Genomic DNA, 20,600 nt, shown 5'->3' on the forward strand with positions numbered 1-20,600 from the left:
ACCTGCTGAAAAATAAAATATGGGCGTTTTAACGCCATAACTTCGTTTTGCTTGTATTAAGGAAAAGTATGACCACCTGCACCCCGCGCGCGGCCTGGATAAATTTTCTGCGTCGATTGCATTTTGCTATTGGTTTATTTGTAGGGCCTTTTATTTTTGTAGCAGCGCTAACCGGCACGCTTTACGTTGCCACGCCTCAACTGGAGCAGTTTATTTATCATGATGCGCTAACGGCAAACACAAGCGGTGAAGCTCACTCGCTTGCTGAACAGATTGCCGTGGCCAGGCAAGTCACGGGCGAGCATTTGCCGCTCTACGCCGTTCGTCCGGGAATACTCCCCGGCGTGACAACCCGAGTAATGTTTAACGCGTCGGGCCTGGGAACGTCAGAAAGCAGGGCTATATTCATCGATCCCATCACTTTGGCCGTAAAGGGAGACATGACGGTCTATGGCACCTCGGGCATTTTGCCTCTGCGGCAATGGATTGATTATGCGCATCGCTCTCTGTTATTAGGCTCCGCAGGCAGGCTTTACAGTGAATTAGCCGCCTCGTGGATGTGGATTGTCGCCTGCGGCGGGATCGCACTTTGGTTTTATACCCGCCCCAAACGCCGAATGAATAATCTTGTCCAGCGTACCCGCCGCTGGCATGTGACCCTCGGTTGGTTACTGCTGGCAGGTATGCTGGTGTTCTCTGTCACCGGTTTAACCTGGTCGCAGTGGGCAGGCGGCAATGTGGATCTGCTGCGAGCGGCATTAAACTGGGAAACTCCCCAGCTTAAAACGCAACTCAGCGGCACAAACGGTGCTCAGGACCCGCATGCAGAGCATCATGCCGGTATGGCTATGCCCATGAACATGGATATGTCGCCGGACCTTTCCCAGTTTGATAAAACGCGTCAGTTAGCACAAAGCGTCGGGATTGATGCAAACGCTATCGAGATAAGGCCAGCCAGAAGTCACGACAAAGCCTGGACTGTGACAGAAATTGATCGCGGCTGGCCGACTCAGGTCGACGCTGTGGCTATCGATGTTGCCACGATGCGAGTCGTGGACCACACCAGATTTGAAACGTTTCCCCTGATGGCAAAGCTGACCCGATGGGGCGTAGACATCCATATGGGCGTGCTGTTTGGCCTGGCTAATCAATTGCTGTTGATTGCTTTCGGTACAGGCTTATGTGTAATGATTGTCATTGGCTACCGCCTGTGGTGGATACGTCGTCCCACGCCGGCCAGGTACAATCCGCTCCTGACGCTGACACAGAGCTGGTACGATTTATCCCTCCGAGGAAGAGTATCGGTTCTGATTATTGCGATTCTGCTCGGTGTTGCCATGCCGGTACTCGGCATTAGCCTGCTTATGTTTATCGGAGTCGATGTGTTTCGCTGGCGTCGGGCCAACGATTTTTCTGCCGCGCGCCAAACGGAGTAATGGCAAAATACGTATTCAGCCCAGCTAGCTCAATGGCTGGGCTGTATCGAAAACAGTGACGAAACCAATCAGCGAGGCAACATGAAGCCTGACGTAACTTACACCTTCCATCATTTTGGCATTCCTTTGCAGGATAGTCTGACTGAAGGCACCTACAGTGAAAAAGCCCGGGATGTACACCGCCGATAATCCGGGTAAATTTCGCGTCCAGTGGCACAGATTTACCGATGAATCACCGCTGCATCCTCTGCTAAAAACCGTGCCACACGTGGCGTTCAAAGTTGATAATCTGTCAAAGGCTATCGAAGGAGAGGATGTTATCCTGGGGCCTTATGAACCCATTGATGACTTTTTCGTGGCCGTCATTAACGACAATGGTGCCCCCATCGAGCTAATTGAAACCACGCTGACGGATGAAGAAATCTGGGGGCGAGCGAGGTCGGGCCAGGGCAATTTATATCGGAAGTAAAAACCCATCCTGGGTTGCTACAGTTATTGGCTGCCTTACGCCATCGTTCGCAAAGATGGCGAAAGCAGCAAAAAATAAATTTATCACCTGAATAGTTTTCTACAGCTTACTTACATCAGCAATAAACTCGATGGCCCCGCTCTTTAGCACGCGCTGATTCACTGTAGAAAAACTCAACGCCTGGCTCACCGGCAGCAGCGGGATCCCGGCCCCGATAACGACCGGGATCTGGGTGACAAACAGGCGCTGCAGCTCTCCGGCTTCGGCGAACCAGGCGGCAGTTTTACCTCCGCCTACCAGCCAGACATCTTTGCCTTTGGCGGCTTCGCGGGCTTGCGCGATAATGTCGACGGCTTCGCCCTGTACCCGCGTGATGTTTTGCCCTTCAGGCACCGATAGCGAACGATGCGTGACGATAAATGCCGGGACATCGGCATAGGGCCAGGCCTCTGGCGAGTTTTCCAGAATCCAGCTGTAGGTTTCCGCCCCCATGATCACCGCCCCAACGGTCTGATAGAACTCATCGTATGGCGTGGCGTCATCCCCCAGCGGGAAGTTCATTAGCCAGTCCAGCTGATGCTGCCGATCGGCAATGTAACCATCCAGCGTCGCGGCGACGTAATAGACTAAATTGGCCATACTTCTCTCTCCCTGTCAGACAATTATCCGCCTGATAATACAGAGATAAACACACGTCGCCACTGCCAATTTTAGGCTTGGGGTTCTTCATCTCCTCGCGCCTGGCGGCGTATTACCTGTGGCGGCTGGCCGTAGGCGCGAAGAAACGCCCGGCGCATTCTGTCCCGCTCGCCAAACCCGGTTTGCCGAGCCACTTCGTCGATGGAGCGGGCGCTGGTTTCAAGCAGCATACGGGCGGACTCCAGGCGCAAATGTTCGATCGCGCGAGCGGGCGACTGGCCGGTTTCAGCCTGAAAGCTGCGGCTAAACTGGCGGGGAGATAAATTCGCCACCGCCGCCAGCTCTTCCACGCTCAAGGCGTTTTCCAGGTGTGCGCGGGCGTAAGTCATCACTTTTTGAATACGATCAGATTTAGGCTCCAGTTCAAGAAGGGAGGAAAACTGAGACTGCCCACCGGCGCGCCGATGATAGAGCACCAGCTTCCTGGCGATGGTGCGGGCGATATCAGCCCCCAGATCGTCTTCAATCAGCGCCAGCGCAAGATCGATGGCCGCCGTCATCCCCGCAGAGGTCCAGTAAGGCCCGTCGCAAATAAAAATCTTATCTTCTTCAACGCTGATGCCCGGAAAACGCTGCTGCAGATCTCGCGCATACATCCAGTGCGTGGTGGCTCGCCGCCCCTCAAGCAACCCGGCTTCGGCCAATAAAAAGGTTCCGAGGCAGGCGGCGGCCACGCGGCGCGCATAGACCGCCGCCTGGCGAACAAAATCAATCGTCGCGGGGGAAGCCTGTTCCATCGTGGCGCCGAACAGCAGGAGATCGTACTGCGTATCCGCCATTGGCTCAGTCATCACCTCAAACCCTGCCGACGTAGGCACCCCGCCGCCCTGCTCAGACAGCAAATGCAGCTCATACACCGGCTCGCTCGCCATCAGGTTAGCCACTTCAAATGCCGTAATGACGGCGAATCCCATGGTGGAATACCCGGGGGTAACAACAAAACCGACCTTTTGCATGTGGCAGACCGCCGTGATTGATGATGTCATAAAAAGACGTTTATATGACATTTGAGACACAAAAAGCCAGTGTTAATGTTGCTTTCGTCAATTAACCCCCTTTTCAGGAGCTACACAATGAGCAACACATCTACAGGCACAGCCCTCGTCACCGGGGCATCCGGCGGGATCGGCGCCGTCTACGCGGCCCGCCTGGCTAAACGCGGTTATAACCTGATTCTGGTGGCTCGCAACAGGGACCGTCTTAACCAGGTCGCCCGGCGCATTCGTGAAGAAAGCGGGCAATCGGTGGAGGTTGTTCCCGCCGATCTGGGTAACGCGACAGAGCTGCTGCAGATCGAAACGCGGCTAAAAAACGACGAGTCTATTACGCTGCTAGTGAATAACGCGGGCTTTGGCTCAAAAGAAAGCGTGCTGGAAGCCAGCGTGGATGAAATGACCGCGATGATAGACCTCAACGTGACGGCGTTAACTCGCCTGACCTATGCGGCGGCCCCGGCAATGGCTGCCCGCCGGCACGGCACCATTATTAACATTGCTTCGGTCGTCGCTATTGCCCCTGAATTGCTGAACGGTGTTTACGGGGCCAGTAAAGCGTTCGTGCTGGCATTGAGTCACTCTTTGCAGCAGGAGCTGGCGGAGTCCGGCGTGCGCATTCAGGCCGTGCTGCCTGGCGCCACGGCCACGGATTTCTGGAATATTGCCGGCGTGGGCGGGCACGAAAATCTGCCGCAAAGCTGGGTGATGAGTACCGAAGATATGGTGGATGCCGCGCTGGTCGGCCTTGACGCCGGTGAAAAGGTGACCATTCCTTCGTTGCAGGATGGCCACGAATGGGATAACTGGGAGGCTGAACGCCGGGTGATTAGCTCGCATCTGAGCGCTTCTCAGCCAGCGCCGCGTTACACTCGCTAAGCAATCACGCTATTTTGCTCTACAGATGCCGCCCTCAGGCGGCATTTTTGCTGTTATCAACGCTAACTGTCGCTCAAATCACCTGCCTGTAAGAATATTTAAATGATAATGAGTATCATTTAAATATTTTATTTGTTAACATCCTGCCCGCGGTAAATTGATCGACATCAAGACTAACAGCCAGTGAAGGCTACCTCCGGGCAAAAGATATGCATAAAAAATTGATCCTTACGTCTTTGATAGCGTTAGCCAGCCTGAGCCTCAGCGCCTGCAGCCAAACCCCTCCCTCGCCTCAAGCGGCAAGCCATGTCGCCGTCACGCATGGGCAAATCATTGATTTACAAAGTGGCGAAACGCTGACAGAACGACAGCTGCTGGCCAAACTCGCCAGCGCTCAGCGGCTTATCGTCGGCGAAAAGCACGATAACGCCGAACATCACCAGATTGAGCTTTGGCTGCTGCAGAATCTGCAAAAAGAGCGCCCTCAGGGCAGCGTCCTGCTGGAGATGCTAACCGCCAGCCAACAGCCGCGCGTCACCCAGGTGAAGGCCTGGCTCAAAGAGGAGCCGCAGGTGCGGGACAGCCGCATTCAGGAACTGCTTCACTGGCAGAAAGGCTGGCCGTGGGAGATGTATGGCGGCGTCGTGACCGAAGCCCTGCGCGCGCCCTCACCTTTACTCAACGCCAATATCAACCGCGATGAGATAATGCGTCTTTATAAAGACCCGCGCTTCCCGGAAGGGAAAAAATCAACCGCGCCCGCCGTACAGGCCGCGCTGAAAGAAACGATTATTGCCATGCACGGGGGCAACATCGAAGGCCAACAGCTGACGTCAATGCTGGCGATTCAGCAGCAGCGCGATCGCTATATGGCCCAACAGTTGCTGAGCGCCCCAACGCCCGCTTTACTGATTGCGGGCGGATATCATGCGTCCAGGAGCATCGGCGTGCCGCTGCATATGGAGGACTTGTCTCCCGCCTCGAAGCCGGTAGTGCTGATGCTGGCGGAAAAAGGCATGAATATCACGGCAGAGCAGGCTGATTATGTGTGGTTTGTTGCGCCTGCTCCGGCAAAACGGTAACCGTCGATGACAGACACGTTGACGCCTTCTCTGGCGGGCAGAAGCGGCACGGGTTTTACGCTGTCTCTGCTTCTCCACGGAGGCCTTTTTTTAGCGCTAATCTGGCAGGTGTCTGACACGCCCTCTGCCCTGGAGCCTGCGCCCGCCGTGATGCTGCAATGGGCCGACGATATCGAAGCCCCGCCGACACCAGTCCCGCTTCCGGTGGGCATTGCCCAGCAGGAGTCAGCGGCAGCAGAAGAAAAGCAGCAGGCTGAAGACAAGCAACAGCAGCCTTTGCCGATAGCCAAAGATGCGGTGATTGAAGTCACTCGTCGGAAAAAAGCTGCCGAAGGTGAAAAGAAAAAACCTCGCCCACCGCGCAACGTCAGGGAGCAAACCAGCGACAGCAGCCAGGCGGCCATCTCGACCAATGCCGCTCCTCAGCCCAGCGTGGTGTCCTCGCGTATTGCCGCGCCTTACCACAGTGATGCCGAGAAACAACACAGCCAGCAGGATAGCTGGGAGAGCCGGGTCAAAGGCCATCTCAACCGCTTCAAACGCTACCCTGGCGACGCCCGTCAGCGTGCCAGAACGGGCATCGCAGTGGTGACGTTTACCGTGGATGCTGCGGGCAAAATTGTTGCCAGTTCTCTAACCGGTTCATCGGGAACGCGCTCGCTTGATCGGGAAGCCGTGGCCGTTTTAGAACGTGCCCAGCCGCTGCCGAAACCGCCCGTCGAGCGCTTAAAGGGAGGCGTGTATAACGTCACAATGCCAATCAATTTCGACCTGACGGAACTTAGCCGAAGCTAGCGCTAAGCCCCACAACCTGAACGTTAACTTTATGCTGAATATTCGGCAGGGCGCTCCATCGCCCGACATTAAGGACGCCTCATGGAAAAACTATGGAAAGCCACCCCGCTGCTCCTCGTCTGTTCGCTATCTGCCCGTTGGGCAATCGCCGACGCGCCGCAGCCCCCGGCTACGCCCAAAATTCCCCACCAGCTTATTGAGCATGGCGATGTTCGCGTGGATAACTATTTTTGGCTCAGGGATGACAGCCGCAGCGACGCGAAAGTGCTGCGTCATCTTGAGGAGGAGAATAATTACGCCCGCGAGGTACTGAAGCCGTCCGCAGCGTTAACGGACACGCTGTATCGGGAAATGGTGGCGCGAATGAGCCAGGAAAACCGCTCTGTACCCTTCCTGCGAAACGGTTATCGCTATCAGGATGTTTATCTGGCCGGGCAAGAATACGCCGTCAGCCAGCGGCAGCTCGTCGGGGGCGAAGGTGACTGGCAAACGCTGGTGGACGGCAACCTGCGTGCCAAAGGCCAGGCCTATTACCAGCTAAATGGCCTGGTCGTCAGTCAGGACAATCAGATAATGGCGATTGCCGAGGACACAACGGGCCGCCGCCAGTATCGCCTTTCGCTGCGCGATTTGAACAGCGGAAAATGGCTCCCGGATGCGATCGAAAACACCTCCGGGAATATGGTGTGGTCTAATGACGGGCGCTACCTGTTTTATATCCGCAATAATCCACAAACCCTGGTGCCCTCGCAGGTCTGGCGGCATCGTCCCGGCACGCCTGTTGCCGAGGACGTGCTGGTCTATCAAGAGGCTGACGGCGGCTATTATCTTGGGCTTTCCCGTTCGGCTTCGGACCGCTATTTAATCATCACGCTCAGTGCCAGCACCTCATCAGAAGCCCGCCTGATCGATGCGGATAAACCCGAAACACCCCCGGTACTTTTCGTCACCCGCAGGCCGGGGATTGAATATTATCTCGACCATTTTGAGGGAGAGTTCTACCTGCGTGCAAACCAGGAAAGCGCCAATTTTGGGCTGTATAAAAGCCACGCACCCGGCGACAAATGGCAGGCAGTGGTTGCGCCCCAACCCAATAAAATGGTGGAAGGATTCACCCTATTTAAAGACTGGCTGGTGGTGGCTGAACGCCGGGACGGGCTGAGCCAGATACGCAAGATTAACTGGCTGAACCACAGTGAGCAGACGCTACAGTTTGATGACGCCAGCTATATGGCCTGGCTCGGCTATAACCCGGAGCCACAGGCCGGCAAGCTGCACTATGGCTACTCTTCGATGACCACGCCCACCAGCGCTTATGAATGGGATCTGGCCAGCGGCAAACGTACCCTGCTAAAACGCCAGGAGGTCAATAACACCTCGCCGGAGAATTACCACAGCGAGCGGATCTGGATCGCCGCCCGCGACGGCGTGAAGGTGCCCGTCTCGCTGGTGTATAACAAAAAAATGTTCAAACCGGCCCACAGCCCGCTGCTGGTTTACGGCTATGGTGCCTACGGAATGAGCATGGATCCGGCCTTCAGCGCCAACAGACTCAGCCTTCTGGACCGCGGTTTTGTGTTCGCTATTGTGCACGTTCGCGGCGGGGGTGAGCTTGGCCAGCGTTGGTATCAGCAAGGGAAGCTGGAAAACAAGCCCAACAGCTTTAATGATTTTCTCGATGCGACCCACGGCCTGGTTAAGTTGGGCTTCGGGCAGGCTGGCAGACTTTACGCCATGGGCGGAAGCGCTGGCGGCTTGCTGATGGGCAACGTGATTAACCAGCAGCCCACACTCTTTAATGCCGTGGTGGCGCAGGTGCCGTTTGTGGATGTGGTGACAACCATGCTGGACGAATCCCTGCCGCTCACGGTGGGAGAATATGACGAATGGGGCAACCCACACCGTAAGACGGACTATCTGCGGCTCAAATCCTGGAGTCCTTACGACAACGTTAAGCCTTCGCACTACCCAAATCTGCTGGTGACCAGCGGCCTCAACGACTCGCAGGTGCAATACTGGGAACCAGCAAAGTGGGTCGCGAAGCTGCGTGAAAACCAGCGGGGCTCCGGCAAAATCCTTCTGATGACCGAGATGCAGGCCGGGCACGGCGGTAAATCAGGCCGAATAAAACGCCTGGAGAATACCGCCCTCGAATACAGTTTTATTCTGGAGGCAGATAAACAGCACTAACCTGGAAGCCTTCCCTTAATGGGAAGGCCTACTCAGGCAACATAATAATAAAAATAACTTTTATTTTATTACAATACTTCAAGGACACGTATGAACGTTAATAAACTGGCCGTAACTCTCGGCTCGGGCATGTTATTGCTCAGCGCCAGCGGATTGGCAAAAAATAGTGATGAAATAACTAACGGGGACAAAAAAGGCTCGGCGGTATTTAGCCCACTTAATGTTTCCGCCGGAAATATTACCCGCGAACAAGAGGCGCTGGAAAAACCTGGCGCAACCAGCTCCCGCGCCACGGATAAAAACCTGCAATCTCTGGATGCCACGCTCCGCAGTATGCCTGGCACCTATACCCAAATCGATCCTGGCCAGGGGACGGTGAGCGTGAATATTCGCGGGATGAGCGGTTTTGGCCGGGTTAACACAATGGTGGACGGCATTACCCAAAGCTTTTACGGCACCACAACGTCCGGCACTACCGTTCACGGCTCCACTAACAACCAGGCCGGGGTGCTTATCGACCCGAATTTCCTGGTCGGCGTGGACGTTACGCGTGGGGACAGCAGTGGTTCTGCGGGAATCAACGCCCTTGCCGGCAGCGCAAACATGCGCACCCTCGGCGTCGATGACGTGATTTTTAAGGGGAATGATTACGGGTTGCGGTCGCGCTTCTCGGTGGGCAGCAACGGGATCGGGCGCAGCGGGATGATTGCGGCGGCCGGAAGAACAGACGCCTTTAGCGACACCGGGAGCTTGGGCGCAATGGCCGCCATCAGCGGCAGTTCTATTTATTCTAATTTCTCGAACGGCTCAGGCATTAATAGTGAAGAGTTTGGTTACGATAAATTCATGAAGCAGAACCCGAAATCCCAGCTTTATAAAATGGATATTAAGCCCAACGAATTTAATAGTGTCGAACTGTCGGCGAGAACCTATAAAAATAGATTCTCCCGCCGGGACATCACCAGCGACGATTATTATATTAAATATCACTATGCCCCGTTCTCTGAGCTAATTGATTTTAACGTCGCGGCCAGCACCAGCCGCGGCGATCAGAAATACCGGGATGATTCGTTGTTTACTTTTTACAGCACCTCCGCGCAAAACCGTTCCGATGCGCTGGATATAAACAATACCAGCCGTTTTAGCCTGGGCGATAACGATCTGGCATTTACGCTGGGCAGTAAGCTAATGCGCACCCGTTACACCAGGCTTATTAATGCCGCCGCAGGGGATGAGAAAACCAACCAGGAGGCTATAGAAAACAATCCATTCGCACCTTCCGGGCGGCAGGATATTTCGGCGTTATACACCGGACTGCAGGTGACGCGCGGTATCTGGCAGGCGGATCTTAACCTCAACTACACGCGCAACCGAATTACCGGGCATAAGCCGCCCTGTGACGAACGCGTTGTCTGCGTCCCCCAGGGAAGTTACGACGTTGACCAACGAGAAAGCGGTTTTAACCCATCGGTCCAGCTGTCGGCCCAGGCTACGCCGTGGCTTCAGCCATTTGTCGGCTACAGTAAATCGATGCGTGCGCCAAATATTCAGGAGATGTTTTTCTCCAACTCCGGCGGCGCATCCATGAACCCGTTCTTAAAACCTGAACGCGCGGAAACCTGGCAGGCCGGATTTAATATCGACACCAAAGATCTGCTCGTTCAGCAGGACTCGCTGCGCTTTAAGGCGCTGGCCTACCGCAGCAGGATCCAGAACTATATCTTCAGCGAGTCTTATCAGGTTTGCACCGGCGGTAGAAAATGCAATATGACCGAGGTGCTGGGCAATGACTGGGCGGACATCAGCGACGAGTACAGCGACAATATGTACATTTACGTGAACTCGGCCACCAGCGTCACCGCTCACGGCGTGGAGCTGGAGATGGACTACGACGCAGGCTTCGCCTTTAGCCGCCTCTCCTTCAGCCAGCAGCAGACCGACCAGCCCACGTCTATCGCCAGCACCTACTTTGGCGCGGGGGATATTACCGAGCTGCCACGGAAATACATGACGCTGGATGCCGGCGTGCGCTTCTTCGATAAGGCTCTGACCCTCGGGACGATAGTGAAGTACACCGGTAAAGCACGGCGGCTGTCGCCTGATTTCAAAACCGATGAGCGTACCGGGGCCATCGTTAAAGAGGATTTACCGCAGATCCCGACGATTATCGACCTCTACGGCACTTATGAGGTGAACCGCAATCTGATGCTGAAACTCACGGTACAAAACCTGATGAACCGGGATTACTCCGAGGCGCTGAACAAGCTCAATATGATGCCCGGGCCTGGAGATGACGCCAGCCGGGCGAATACCGCCCGCGGCAGAACCTGGATTTTTGGTGGCGAAGTTCGCTTCTGATTGTCAGCCCATCGCCCGGTTTTAGGCCGGGCGATGGGTAATTAGCAGTATTTCATCTTCTGCAAGTCTTCAATCAGACCGGGTCCTGATGGCCGCCAGCCTGTTTTCTGCTGCGTGATGGCGCTGGAGGCCGACATGTCGTGGGCGGCAAAATTTCCCAGCCAGCCAAAATGATCGCTGGCTTTGTCGGCGGCAATGCTGCGTACCGGCACACCAAGCCCCTGCCCGATCGTTTCGGCGATCATTTTAGTCGCGATCCCTTCTTCCGCCACGGCGTTGTAGCGCTCCCCGGCCACGCCTCTCTCCACCGCCTGAACATACAGACGGGCAGCATCGCTCAGATGCACCGCCGACCAGCGGTTTTTGCCTTCGTCAACATATGCCGCCACGCCTTTGTCGCGAGCCAGCTCAATAAGCGGCGTAATTAGCCCCTGCCTGAAGGTGTCATGCACCTGTGGCAGCCGCACAAACGAGGCGATAACGCCACGCTCAAGCAGGCTGGCACCGGCAATTTCCGTGGCCTTGCGTGGGTTTGGCGTCTGAAGGTTATACCCCGCTTCCGTCGCCGGTTGGCCCGGTTCAGTGGCGCCCATTGCCACAAAGGAGGTGATCACCATCGGGCGAACCGAGCCCACCAGCGCGTCCCCCATGGCAGTAATCACTTTCCCGTCCGCCTCGCAGTTGGCGACAAAGTTAGAGAAATCATGATTAAACGCAGTGTGAATCACGGCGTCAGCAAGATCTGCCCCGTGCTGCAGGCTGGCGAGGTCATCCAGATCGCCATAATGTGCTTTTGCGCCCCAGGCTGATAAAGCCTCGGCTCCGCGCTGAGAACGCGTTAACCCCAGTACCTGATGCCCGGCGGCGAGCAGCCGTTGCACGATGGCCGAGCCAAGAAAACCGGTCGCACCGGTGACAAAAATACGCATAGTCATTACCCCAAACCGTCACTGAGGACTGAGTTGCCGTCCGACGGGATTTACTGTAAACAGGGGAAGAAAGACGAACAATGTTCAAAAGTCGCCATTTTTGGTCTCATCGTCTGGAGTTGCTATGGATCCGCTGTCTGAACTGCTTTCTCTGCTGAAACCCCAGAGCTATGCCTCCGGCGGCGTGGCGCTGCATGAAGGTATGGCCATTCAGTGGCCTGAGCATGCCGGTATCAAGTGTTATGCCGTGGTGTCAGGCCGCTGCTGGCTTTCGGTTGAGGGTATGAACGAGCCGCTGCTGCTACAGGCGGGGGACTGTTATCTCCTGCCGCCGGGGCCGCCTTTTTGCCTCGCAACCGGGCTTGATGCCGCACCTGTAGATTTCTACACGCTGCGCCAGGCGGGCAAGCTGGGGCCTGACGTTGTCCCCGGCCAGCAGGAAAGCTGTTTCCTGGTCGGCGGCCATTTTGTGCTGAACGGGGAAGCGGCCGATCTGCTGCTGAGTTCTTTGCCGCCGGTGGTCTGCATTCAGAAACCTGAAAGTAAGGCCGCCATGCGCTGGGCGCTGGATCAAATGTCCGATGAAGTCCGCCAGCCTCGCCCCGGTAGCGCGCTTATTATTCAGCAGCTCGCGTGGATGCTGCTGATTCAGGCTTTGAGGCTGCACTTAGCTCAGCAACCCGCCGTGGGCTGGCTGTATGCGCTGGCGGATAAACAGCTTAGTCTGGCCCTGACCTGCATGCATAAAGAGCCCGCTTTCAACTGGACGCTGGAAAAACTGGCTGAGCGCGTGGGAATGTCGCGGTCGGCGTTTGCCGCCCGGTTCAAAGCGGTGACGGGCGCATCCGCTATCGATTACCTGACGCGCTGGCGCATGATGCTGGCCTGCGACAGGCTGCGCCAGTCGGGTGATTCCCTGGCGCGTATTGCGGTGGCATTGGGGTATGAATCTGAAAGCGCGTTCGGTAAAGCTTTTAAGCGGGTGATGGGCTGCTCACCCCGGCAGTATTCCAAAGGCTAGCGGCTGGCGCTCAGGGCCGCTGGCGCTTGCCGGGCATCATCCGCAGCAGCGTATTGTCTTTCCAGACGTAATGGTGAAACAGCGCGCCGAAGGCGTGGATGCCAATCACGAAATAGCCGGTGTTGGCGAGGAGTTCATGCCAGGATTTGAGACTAAACTCCATGTCTTCGTCCGGCACCGCCGCCACCGGCATGTTTAACCCAAAGGCCACCCAGTCACTGCCGCGATAGTACATTGCCAGGAAGCCCAGCACCGGCAGCGCAATAAACATCAGATAGACAATCGTGTGGACCAGATGAGAGATGCCGATCACCGCCGGATGCGGCTTTGGCACAATGGCCGGGGCGCGGTATTTGATTCGCACCAGCAGACGGGCAACCATCAACCCCAGCACGGAAATGCCGCAGGTGAAATGAATGGCGTTGATCAGTGGCCGGTAGCTGCGCGGGGCAAAGCCACGCAGCTCCATGGCGCAATAAGCCCCCACGACCAGCAGAAAAACCAGCCAGTGGATCGAAATCTGTACCGAGGTATATTTAGTCCGCATGAGAGACCCTGCCCTGAAATTACGTTGAATGCCAGGATAACGAAGAAACATTAAAAGAGTATTAACATCAACATATTATGGGCGTTAATTTGTTTCAGCGTGTGATTTTTTAGCCATAACGTTTATCAGGGCAAGATCGAGGGATTACAGCCCCCGCTGGCGAATCAATGCGCTTAGCGCCATGTCCTGCTGGAGCGCATGCCAGGCGGCCATCACCTGCGGGGGAATATCGACGTGAACGATAAAGTCCCGCCCCTGCGGGCCATAGCCGGTTGCGTCGTCACGTAAGCGAGGGATTTCACCCAGCGCCAGCGAAACGTAGCGCTCAATCGGCCATAAACCTTCAGCTTCTCCGGCAAAAACAGTGCCCTGTTCTCCCTCGACTAATTCAGGAGCCACACCGGGCCAGCTTAGCCATTCCGGCGCCTGCGCGTCGCCCTGCCAAACCCGAGCAAAAGTCGCCACGGTGCGGCGCTGCATGGTCGGATCCTGAATAATCAGCACACGCTCGGGGCTCAGGCCATGTTCGGCCATTTTCTCCACGCTAAACCGCGCGTTTTCCCCACAGTTGGTCGATTTCTCTTCGGTAATAATTTTCTCGTTCGGGACTTTCCAGAACTGGTGGGCAATGTCCTGGATGATCGCCGCTTCGGCACGGCCGGTGGTTGGAATCGTGTTGTAGCGCGGGTGGCGAGCAATTTCCGCGTAGAGGTATGTTGTGGAATGGCCTATGCCGCCGGCGATGAGCAGCGGTTTTTCACTGTTGGCGGCAAACTCACACGCGGCCTCGAGGGTTGGGATCACGGCGTTACCGGCCAGGATAATCAGATCGGCATCCTGTGCCTGCGGCGCGCCTGTAAAATCGCTTTGCGCCAGCCACTGGCCGAGCGTATTAACGGCCTGAATTGTCGGCTGACTCAAGGTTGGAGATGTCATCATGAGCGGGATCCTCCCGGTTAAAAACCAGCGTGTAGCCTAGCCCGGTCAAGGCTATACGCCAATCAGATGCGACTGAAAGGGCTGTTTCAGGCTGCCAGCGACTTGCGCAGCAGCAGGCGGTAATCGTCCGGGTCGCCCTTCGGCTCAATCTCAATAAGCTGATAGCCGTTTTTAAGCAGCATCATTAGCATGCCGCAAAATTTGTTGCGAGTTTTCACGGTCAGCGTGCAGAAGCCCTGTTCCATCGCCCATTTTTCCTGCTCGACCAGTAAAGCCTGAGCGACGCCGTCCCGCCTGAACTCAGGTAAAACGCCGCCGAGCCAGCTGTAAAACGCCGTCTCACCGAGCGCGTAGCCGAGCTTAAACCCGGCGGGAACGCCGTTGACACAGGCGATAAGCTGGCTGGTTTGGTTCGTTGCGAGACGAGTCTGAAGATCCGCCACGCTTTTACAATCATCAAATTCGGGCAGGCGGTGGTAAAGCGCGAGGATCTCCTCCAGCGAGGCATGCCGCACCGTCAGGCCAACGCCCTGAAAAGTCATACCCTGATAAGGTTTTGCCCGGCAGGCCGTAAGCCGACTGGCTAAATCCCCGACGTGCAGCTCAAGCTGGTGGTTGTCCGGGTCAAGAAAGTAGAAGGAATGCCCTTCGCTGCGGTTGTCTTTCCAGACCCGCGCGCCTTGCTGTTCCAGCGCCTTAACCGTTCGGGGAAAGGCCTCTGCGCTCACGCTGAACGCGTAGTGGGTATAATGCGCGGGCCGCTCACCGGCCTTTGCGTCCAGAGTAAGACACAGCCATAAGTCACCGCAGGAAAGATAAGCCCCGGCGTCCCAGCGCGCATGCAGCCTGATGCCCGGCAGGCTTTGATAAAACGCCAGACTCCGCGCCAGATCGCGCACCGCAAGCGTCAGGTGATTCAGGCCGGTTAGCATGATTATTCCTTATTTTTGGCCTGCCAGTTAGCCCAGGGGCTGTCCGCAGGTAAGTCGTTTTCGGTCTCAGGCTCATCCAGAGAGGCGATGTACATCTCTTCCACTTCTTTGCGCGCCCAGGGCGTACGGCGCAGGAACTTCAGGCTGGACTTAATGGTGGGATCGCTTTTAAAGCAGTTGATATTTACCTGCCGCGCCATTTCGGCCCAGCCGTAACGTTCGACCAGAGCGTTAAGCAACGCTTCAAGCGTCACGCCGTGCAGCGGATCTTTTGAACTCATGTTTTTTCCGGCTATTTCGTCAATTTGCGCACACCTTACTGATTCTAAAGGCATGGCGCAACAGCGTGCGGAGCGAAACTAAAAGAAGTGAGAGGCGGCCCATTGCTGAGCCGCGAGAGGTAAATCAGAAAGTTTCCCAGTTATCGGCAGACGCCGTCGCCGGGCGCGGCGGGGCAGATGTTGGAGAAGAAATAACGGGATGTTTTTGCGGCGCAGCGGCGAAGCTTGTCGTCAGCCGGAAGGTACCGACCGCCTCCGTCAGGCGAGCGGCCTGCTCTTCCAGAGAAACGGCGGCGGCTGACGCCTCCTCCACCAGTGAGGCATTTTGCTGCGTGACGTTATCCATTTCGTGTATCGCCTGCCCAACCTGCTGAATGCCTCGGCTTTGCTCATCCGAAGCGGCGGCAATTTCCAGCATAATATCGGTCACGCGGCGGACGGCCTCCACAATTCCGGTCACCGTGGTGCCAGCCTGCGCCACCTGGCGGGAGCCGCTGTCAATCAGCGACACGGATTCGCTGATAAGCTCCTCGATCTCTTTTGCCGCCTGGGCGCTACGCTGTGCGAGCGTTCTCACCTCGCTTGCCACCACGGCGAAACCTCGCCCCTGTTCCCCCGCCCTTGCCGCTTCCACAGCGGCGTTCAGCGCCAGAATGTTGGTCTGGAAAGCGATGCTGTTAATCACCGCGGTGATCTCAGAGATTTTCTTCGAACTGGCTGAAATGTTGTCCATGGTGCTGACCACGCCCGATACAATACGCCCGCCGTCGCTGGCTTTCTGGGAGGCATCTTCCGCAAGCTTTGTCGCGTGGTGGGCGTTGTCGGCGTTTTGTTTCACCGTGGCAGTCAACTGCTCCATGCTGGCGGCGGTCTGTTCAATGGCCGCCGCCTGCTGCTCGGTGCGGGAAGAGAGATCGGTATTGCCGGCGGAAATTTCACTCGAGCCCTGATAGATAGCCTCGGCACCTTCGCGCACCGTGCTGACTGTGCTGACCAGTTGCTGCTGCATATGCTGCAGGTGCTGGCTGAGTTTGCCAATTTCGCTGTTGCCGGTCGCCTCTGCTGGCAGGGTCAAATCACCCCCGGAGATGTGCTCGATGCGCTTCGCGGCGCGCTGCAGCGGCCCAATCACCACGCGACGTAGCATGATGAAGGTGAACACCGTCATAAACAGCGCCAGCGCAAAGGCCCCGGCCATCAACGCCACGCTGGTGCGGGTGCGGCTGTCGGCCTGTTCTCTCAGGGCGTTTGCGCGGTCGGTGCGAATATTGACGGCCTGCTGCAGTTTGGCATCGTAATCGCCGTCCAGCTTGCGCACCACTTCGCTTTCATGGGTGATGATCGCCTCAAACATGCCGTTTTTGGCGAACTTCAGCATTGGCTTCATCCCTTTTTCGAGATAGGCCGCAAAATCATCCTGCAGCACTTTGTCCAGTGCCTGGTCTGCCGGCGTTTTTACCTTGCGGGCCATATAGGCGCTGAAGCCAGCCTGCGCCTGTTTGATAAGCCCTTCGGCATTGGCCACGTTCTGCTTAACCTGATCCATATCCGCCACGCGGCTTGCGGCTCCGGCGTTGATCAGATTGATACGTGCCGTACGCAGGTGGTTGGCGCTGTCCGCCAGCCCCATTCGCACCTGGATTTCTTCGGTGACGTCCTGAAGCGCACGGTCACTCTGAATGAGAAAATAGCTGGCGAAACCGATGCATAGCGCAAACAGCAGCAGAATGCCGCCGAGGATAGAGGAAAACAGCGGCACCAGCCGGATGTGATGCCAGAAGCGCACGCCGTTTTGTGGGGTCAGAGTTTTTATCGACATGTCCGTGACTCTCTTTGTATGGGGAATTCCCTTCAAAGGTCATCGGCCCCGGCGCGGAAAAACATTACGCGCCACGTCACAGATTTGCGTTAATGAAGCTCACAGAAGTCCCGGAGAGTTAAGTGGATCACAGGTTTGCGCCAGCCGCTATTCTGCCCGCCCTTTCAGCGATGAATATTTTTGATATCAACCGGCTGTCCAAACAGGAAGCCCTGAATTTCGGTACACCCTTCTTCCTCCAGAATACGTAGCTGCTCGTTGGTTTCCACTCCTTCGGCGATTAGCGGCGTATTGATGGAGTTGCCGAGCGAAATGATCGCCCGAACGAAGGAACGTGCCTGGAAGTTACTTTCAACGTTTGTCAGGAAGCTGCGATCCAGTTTAATAACGTCAAAATGGAACTCCCGCAGCGTGCTCAAAGAAGAATATCCGGTACCAAAATCATCCAGCGCAATGCTGATCCCCATTTTCTGGAACTGATGCAGGATATTAAACGTCAGCTTTTTATTAATGATGAACGCCGTCTCCGTCACCTCAAACTCAAGCAGCGTTATTGGCCACGCCGTTCGCATGAGAATGTCACGGACATTGTCGATAAAGCTGAGATTACGCAGCTGCACTGGAGAAATATTGATCGAGATTTTTTTGTCCAGCTTGTTGGCAAGCGACTCTTTACATACCGTTTCAATCACCCAATAGCCCAGCGGAACAATGGCCCCGCTTTCCTCGGCAATAGGGATAAATTCATCAGGGGGAATCAGTCCTTGCTCCGGGTGATTCCAGCGAAGCAGCGCTTCATAGCCGGTAATCGCCTTATCTTTCAGCGAGCGTTTCTCCTGGTAATGAATGAAGAACTGCCCTTCTTTGATCCCACGGCGAATATCCGCGGCCATCAGGTTACGCAGCCGCGTTTTTTCGTCCATGTCTTTTTCATACCAGCAGATCTTGTTATCCAGATTAGCTTTGGCACGGTACATCGCCAGATCTGAATTGCTGATAAGCGTATTGATGTCCGTGGCGTCATCCGGGTAAACCGCCACGCCGATACTGGCGCTAACGGTAATTTCGCTGTGGGCAAAAATCTGTTTGCCGACAAAACAGCTGTGCAAGCGCTCGGTGAAATTACGCAGTTCGTCGTCGTGGTTGTAAGGCTTCGCGGCGACAAATTCGTCGCCACCAAAGCGGGCAACTATCTCATCTTTTTCCATCGCTTTAAGCACTGAGGACGAAACCCGCTGCAAAAGCTGGTCACCCACCAGATGCCCTTCGGTATCGTTGATCTCTTTGAATTTATCGAGATCAACCGTGCAAATAGCAATGTGGTTATAGTCAGACTCAGCGAACAGTTTCTCCACAAAACTGAAGAATTCGACTCGGTTAGGGAGCCCGGTCAGCGCATCGTAGCGAGCAAGCCACGAGATTTTGTCGATCACGACCTTCTGCTCGCTAATATCCCGCGTAATTTTGGCATAGCCCAACAACGTGTGATGCTCATCATAGATGGCATCAATCACCACATGAGCCCAAAACCGGCTGCCATCCTTGCGATAGCGCCAGCCTTCCCCTTCAAATTTTCCATTTTTAAGTGCGATATTCAGATTACGCTCGGGCAGCCCGTTTTTTTGCTCCGCATCGCTGTAGAAAACGCCAAAAAACTGCCCCACAATCTCCTCGCGCAGATATCCCTTCGCTCGCAGCGCCCCCTCGTTCCAGGTGGCTACGGTGCCATCAACGTTCAGCATGTAGATAGCGTAATCTTTTACGCTCTCCACAAAGTGACGATAGGCGATATCAGTTAAGCTTTCAGTACGCATCTTACCCTTGAGTTAATTGTGGTTATTTTATTAATAAAAAGAATAATTTATCGCATTATCGGCGGCGGAGCCACGAAGCTTTAAGCCCGTTATCGCCTGTAGCCGATCATTTTTCCCGCTTCACTCGTTGCAGATAGTTTTCCAGTTGCTGGGTGACTTCCAGGCTGAGGGCATACTGATCGTCCCCCACATGATAAACATAGTTGCTTAGCCGCCGGAGATCCCGGTATATCGTCCGTTCGCTTACGCCAAATTTACTGGCCAGTTGATGGCGGGACACGCGCTCACAGCTCAGCATTTCACAAAAAATACCGGCAATTCTGTTGGCAAGCTGCGTGCTTTTTTCGGGGGGGGTCATGGGTGTTTCTCCTGCAAGTCGGTGTCAGGAATGTTAGCGCGAACAAATGACAGGTCGTGTCAGCCATTGACAGAATATATCGCGCGTCTGCTGGGTAATTATTACGCAACATTATGACAAGACTAGATTTTTTTGAACGAAAATTAACACACGTGGAGATCGGACAACATATTGACGGCTTTGCAGGGTATAATCGCGCCTCACAATAAGTAGGCAGACTATGACCGTGAGTAAACATCGGGTAACAAGGCCAGATGAAATTGAGATGAAACAACGGGCCTGGCGTCAGGCACGACGGGCCATCCTGAGCGGCAGACCCGATGTCGCGCCGCTGACGCCTCCCTCGACGCTGTACGAAGAATTGGCCATCGGCTACCACATCCGCCAGCTCACGCGGCTACAAAAATGGTTTACCGACCGGGGGCTTCCCCTCCCCGAGTAAATACCGCATTGCGCAACGGGGTAAAATCATCAGGCCTTCTTCGCGCTGGTGCGCAAGGCAGCAAGCAAGCGCCGGCGTTAACTCCGCATCATTTATAACGACAAAACCGTGGCGTACATACCAGGGGCCATTCCAGCTCACATCTCTGTAAGTTGTCAGCGTGATTTGGCTTACGCCAAGCGCCTGCCCCATGCGTTTGACCTCAGCCAGCAGCATAGCCCCTACGCCCTGACGCTGAAAATCCGGGTGGGTAGATATCTCCGCCAGATAAAGCGAATCCTCGTGCCGCTCGCAGTAGCAAAAACCCTGGATCCTGCCGTCGCTCCCGACGACCTTCCAGGCGAGCTTATTTTCGATGGCAGAGGCGTGTGTCTGCTTGCTCGTTACCCCAGCGGAGGCTAAAAAAGCCAGTTCAGGCACGGCAAGAAAGCGGTGCGCAGCGGCTGTCTCAACGCGCTGCAGCTCTTCAATATCCCTAATATCACTGGCATACAACATCAGTATTCCCTTCATTGATTGGCATTAATGCCAGGCATTTTAACAGCCTGCTGCCGTGAATCCTGGCCGTTTCGTTGATGGCCGATTGACGTTAGCGCTTCCACAAATGTTAATCAGGAG

The 20,600-nt window shown here is 55.5% G+C and carries 19 protein-coding genes and 1 pseudogene; 8 read left to right on the forward strand and 12 right to left on the reverse strand.

From position 1 onward, the window contains the following. Positions 1 to 68 precede the first annotated feature (68 nt). Both F3J26_RS07110 and F3J26_RS07115 read left to right on the forward strand, forming a co-directional pair. On the forward strand, positions 69 to 1,436 hold the full coding sequence (locus F3J26_RS07110) for a PepSY domain-containing protein (protein WP_166992699.1): 1,368 nt from the start codon (positions 69 to 71) through the stop codon (positions 1,434 to 1,436). Positions 1,437 to 1,593: 157 nt separating this feature from the next. Continuing rightward, entirely contained in the window at positions 1,594 to 1,905 is a 312-nt protein-coding gene (locus F3J26_RS07115; protein ID WP_286180195.1) for a hypothetical protein, read from the forward strand. A gap of 99 nt (positions 1,906 to 2,004) precedes the next feature. On the opposite strand, the gene F3J26_RS07120 is transcribed toward F3J26_RS07115, so the two are convergent. Then, complete coding sequence (locus F3J26_RS07120) at positions 2,005 to 2,544, reverse strand: dihydrofolate reductase family protein (RefSeq protein WP_166992702.1); 540 nt, start codon at positions 2,542 to 2,544, stop codon at positions 2,005 to 2,007. A 71-nt stretch (positions 2,545 to 2,615) separates the two neighbouring features. Further along, positions 2,616 to 3,560, reverse strand: coding sequence for a helix-turn-helix domain-containing protein (locus tag F3J26_RS07125; RefSeq protein WP_166992991.1), 945 nt, complete (start codon positions 3,558 to 3,560; stop codon positions 2,616 to 2,618). 117 nt (positions 3,561 to 3,677) lie between these two features. Here F3J26_RS07125 and F3J26_RS07130 point away from each other — a divergent pair, with 117 nt between their 5' ends. The 5 genes from F3J26_RS07130 to F3J26_RS07150 all read left to right on the forward strand — a co-directional run bounded on the left by F3J26_RS07130 (position 3,678) and on the right by F3J26_RS07150 (position 10,900). After that, positions 3,678 to 4,475, forward strand: coding sequence for an SDR family NAD(P)-dependent oxidoreductase (locus tag F3J26_RS07130; protein WP_166992705.1), 798 nt, complete (start codon positions 3,678 to 3,680; stop codon positions 4,473 to 4,475). A 209-nt stretch (positions 4,476 to 4,684) separates the two neighbouring features. Further along, positions 4,685 to 5,557 carry a ChaN family lipoprotein gene (locus F3J26_RS07135; RefSeq protein WP_166992708.1) on the forward strand — a complete coding sequence of 291 codons (873 nt, stop codon included), beginning with the start codon at positions 4,685 to 4,687 and terminating at the stop codon, positions 5,555 to 5,557. Between the two features lie 6 nt (positions 5,558 to 5,563). Continuing rightward, positions 5,564 to 6,352: a cell envelope integrity protein TolA gene (gene tolA / locus F3J26_RS07140; protein ID WP_166992711.1), complete on the forward strand. Its 789-nt coding sequence runs from the start codon at positions 5,564 to 5,566 to the stop codon at positions 6,350 to 6,352. A gap of 81 nt (positions 6,353 to 6,433) precedes the next feature. Next, positions 6,434 to 8,542 carry a S9 family peptidase gene (locus F3J26_RS07145; RefSeq protein ID WP_166992714.1) on the forward strand — a complete coding sequence of 703 codons (2,109 nt, stop codon included), beginning with the start codon at positions 6,434 to 6,436 and terminating at the stop codon, positions 8,540 to 8,542. Positions 8,543 to 8,632: 90 nt separating this feature from the next. Beyond that, positions 8,633 to 10,900 carry a TonB-dependent receptor domain-containing protein gene (locus tag F3J26_RS07150; protein ID WP_166992717.1) on the forward strand — a complete coding sequence of 756 codons (2,268 nt, stop codon included), beginning with the start codon at positions 8,633 to 8,635 and terminating at the stop codon, positions 10,898 to 10,900. Positions 10,901 to 10,941: 41 nt separating this feature from the next. Here F3J26_RS07150 and F3J26_RS07155 read toward each other — a convergent pair whose 3' ends face one another. Next, positions 10,942 to 11,829 (reverse strand): SDR family oxidoreductase, encoded by an 888-nt coding sequence (locus F3J26_RS07155; RefSeq protein WP_166992994.1) that lies wholly within the window; start codon positions 11,827 to 11,829, stop codon positions 10,942 to 10,944. A gap of 124 nt (positions 11,830 to 11,953) precedes the next feature. Here F3J26_RS07155 and F3J26_RS07160 point away from each other — a divergent pair, with 124 nt between their 5' ends. Continuing rightward, complete coding sequence (locus F3J26_RS07160; protein ID WP_166992720.1) at positions 11,954 to 12,850, forward strand: AraC family transcriptional regulator; 897 nt, start codon at positions 11,954 to 11,956, stop codon at positions 12,848 to 12,850. Between the two features lie 10 nt (positions 12,851 to 12,860). On the opposite strand, the gene cybB is transcribed toward F3J26_RS07160, so the two are convergent. From cybB to F3J26_RS07200, 9 genes and pseudogenes are all read right to left on the reverse strand, one after another. Next, complete coding sequence (gene cybB / locus F3J26_RS07165) at positions 12,861 to 13,397, reverse strand: cytochrome b561 (protein WP_166992723.1); 537 nt, start codon at positions 13,395 to 13,397, stop codon at positions 12,861 to 12,863. Between the two features lie 144 nt (positions 13,398 to 13,541). Beyond that, positions 13,542 to 14,336 carry an ElyC/SanA/YdcF family protein gene (locus F3J26_RS07170; protein WP_166992726.1) on the reverse strand — a complete coding sequence of 265 codons (795 nt, stop codon included), beginning with the start codon at positions 14,334 to 14,336 and terminating at the stop codon, positions 13,542 to 13,544. Positions 14,337 to 14,422: 86 nt separating this feature from the next. After that, complete coding sequence (locus F3J26_RS22775) at positions 14,423 to 14,878, reverse strand: GNAT family N-acetyltransferase (protein WP_166992996.1); 456 nt, start codon at positions 14,876 to 14,878, stop codon at positions 14,423 to 14,425. Next, positions 14,870 to 15,268, reverse strand: a pseudogene (gene fos / locus F3J26_RS22575) (fosfomycin resistance glutathione transferase); the annotation flags it as partial. The pseudogene fos and the gene F3J26_RS22775, both read right to left, overlap by 9 nt. A 2-nt stretch (positions 15,269 to 15,270) precedes the next feature. Then, a complete protein-coding gene (locus tag F3J26_RS07180) occupies positions 15,271 to 15,549 on the reverse strand; it encodes a VF530 family DNA-binding protein (RefSeq protein ID WP_166992729.1) in 279 nt (92 codons plus the stop codon). A 124-nt stretch (positions 15,550 to 15,673) separates the two neighbouring features. After that, entirely contained in the window at positions 15,674 to 17,368 is a 1,695-nt protein-coding gene (locus F3J26_RS07185; protein ID WP_166992732.1) for a methyl-accepting chemotaxis protein, read from the reverse strand. A 164-nt stretch (positions 17,369 to 17,532) separates the two neighbouring features. Beyond that, positions 17,533 to 19,182, reverse strand: coding sequence for an EAL domain-containing protein (locus F3J26_RS07190; RefSeq protein ID WP_166992735.1), 1,650 nt, complete (start codon positions 19,180 to 19,182; stop codon positions 17,533 to 17,535). 106 nt (positions 19,183 to 19,288) lie between these two features. Then, positions 19,289 to 19,540, reverse strand: a complete 252-nt coding sequence (locus F3J26_RS07195) for an HTH domain-containing protein (protein ID WP_008459199.1) — start codon at positions 19,538 to 19,540, stop codon at positions 19,289 to 19,291. A gap of 397 nt (positions 19,541 to 19,937) precedes the next feature. Continuing rightward, entirely contained in the window at positions 19,938 to 20,480 is a 543-nt protein-coding gene (locus F3J26_RS07200) for a GNAT family N-acetyltransferase (protein WP_008459201.1), read from the reverse strand. Positions 20,481 to 20,600: the final 120 nt, after the last annotated feature.

The organism is Enterobacter sp. Ap-867 (assembly GCF_011752855.1).
Taxonomy (GTDB): domain Bacteria; phylum Pseudomonadota; class Gammaproteobacteria; order Enterobacterales; family Enterobacteriaceae; genus Cedecea.

What these genes read in the sequence shown, in the direction of transcription:
- F3J26_RS07110 (WP_166992699.1), top strand. Translation starts at nt 69, where the DNA reads ATGACCACCTGCACCCCGCGCGCGGCCTGGATAAATTTTCTGCGTCGA.
- F3J26_RS07120 (WP_166992702.1), bottom strand. Translation starts at nt 2,544, where the DNA reads ATGGCCAATTTAGTCTATTACGTCGCCGCGACGCTGGATGGTTACATT.
- F3J26_RS07125 (WP_166992991.1), bottom strand. Translation starts at nt 3,560, where the DNA reads ATGCAAAAGGTCGGTTTTGTTGTTACCCCCGGGTATTCCACCATGGGA.
- F3J26_RS07130 (WP_166992705.1), top strand. Translation starts at nt 3,678, where the DNA reads ATGAGCAACACATCTACAGGCACAGCCCTCGTCACCGGGGCATCCGGC.
- F3J26_RS07135 (WP_166992708.1), top strand. Translation starts at nt 4,685, where the DNA reads ATGCATAAAAAATTGATCCTTACGTCTTTGATAGCGTTAGCCAGCCTG.
- tolA (WP_166992711.1), top strand. Translation starts at nt 5,564, where the DNA reads ATGACAGACACGTTGACGCCTTCTCTGGCGGGCAGAAGCGGCACGGGT.
- F3J26_RS07145 (WP_166992714.1), top strand. Translation starts at nt 6,434, where the DNA reads ATGGAAAAACTATGGAAAGCCACCCCGCTGCTCCTCGTCTGTTCGCTA.
- F3J26_RS07150 (WP_166992717.1), top strand. Translation starts at nt 8,633, where the DNA reads ATGAACGTTAATAAACTGGCCGTAACTCTCGGCTCGGGCATGTTATTG.
- F3J26_RS07155 (WP_166992994.1), bottom strand. Translation starts at nt 11,829, where the DNA reads ATGCGTATTTTTGTCACCGGTGCGACCGGTTTTCTTGGCTCGGCCATC.
- F3J26_RS07160 (WP_166992720.1), top strand. Translation starts at nt 11,954, where the DNA reads ATGGATCCGCTGTCTGAACTGCTTTCTCTGCTGAAACCCCAGAGCTAT.
- cybB (WP_166992723.1), bottom strand. Translation starts at nt 13,397, where the DNA reads ATGCGGACTAAATATACCTCGGTACAGATTTCGATCCACTGGCTGGTT.
- F3J26_RS07170 (WP_166992726.1), bottom strand. Translation starts at nt 14,336, where the DNA reads ATGATGACATCTCCAACCTTGAGTCAGCCGACAATTCAGGCCGTTAAT.
- F3J26_RS22775 (WP_166992996.1), bottom strand. Translation starts at nt 14,878, where the DNA reads ATGACTTTTCAGGGCGTTGGCCTGACGGTGCGGCATGCCTCGCTGGAG.
- F3J26_RS07180 (WP_166992729.1), bottom strand. Translation starts at nt 15,549, where the DNA reads ATGAGTTCAAAAGATCCGCTGCACGGCGTGACGCTTGAAGCGTTGCTT.
- F3J26_RS07185 (WP_166992732.1), bottom strand. Translation starts at nt 17,368, where the DNA reads ATGTCGATAAAAACTCTGACCCCACAAAACGGCGTGCGCTTCTGGCAT.
- F3J26_RS07190 (WP_166992735.1), bottom strand. Translation starts at nt 19,182, where the DNA reads ATGCGTACTGAAAGCTTAACTGATATCGCCTATCGTCACTTTGTGGAG.
- F3J26_RS07195 (WP_008459199.1), bottom strand. Translation starts at nt 19,540, where the DNA reads ATGACCCCCCCCGAAAAAAGCACGCAGCTTGCCAACAGAATTGCCGGT.
- F3J26_RS07200 (WP_008459201.1), bottom strand. Translation starts at nt 20,480, where the DNA reads ATGTTGTATGCCAGTGATATTAGGGATATTGAAGAGCTGCAGCGCGTT.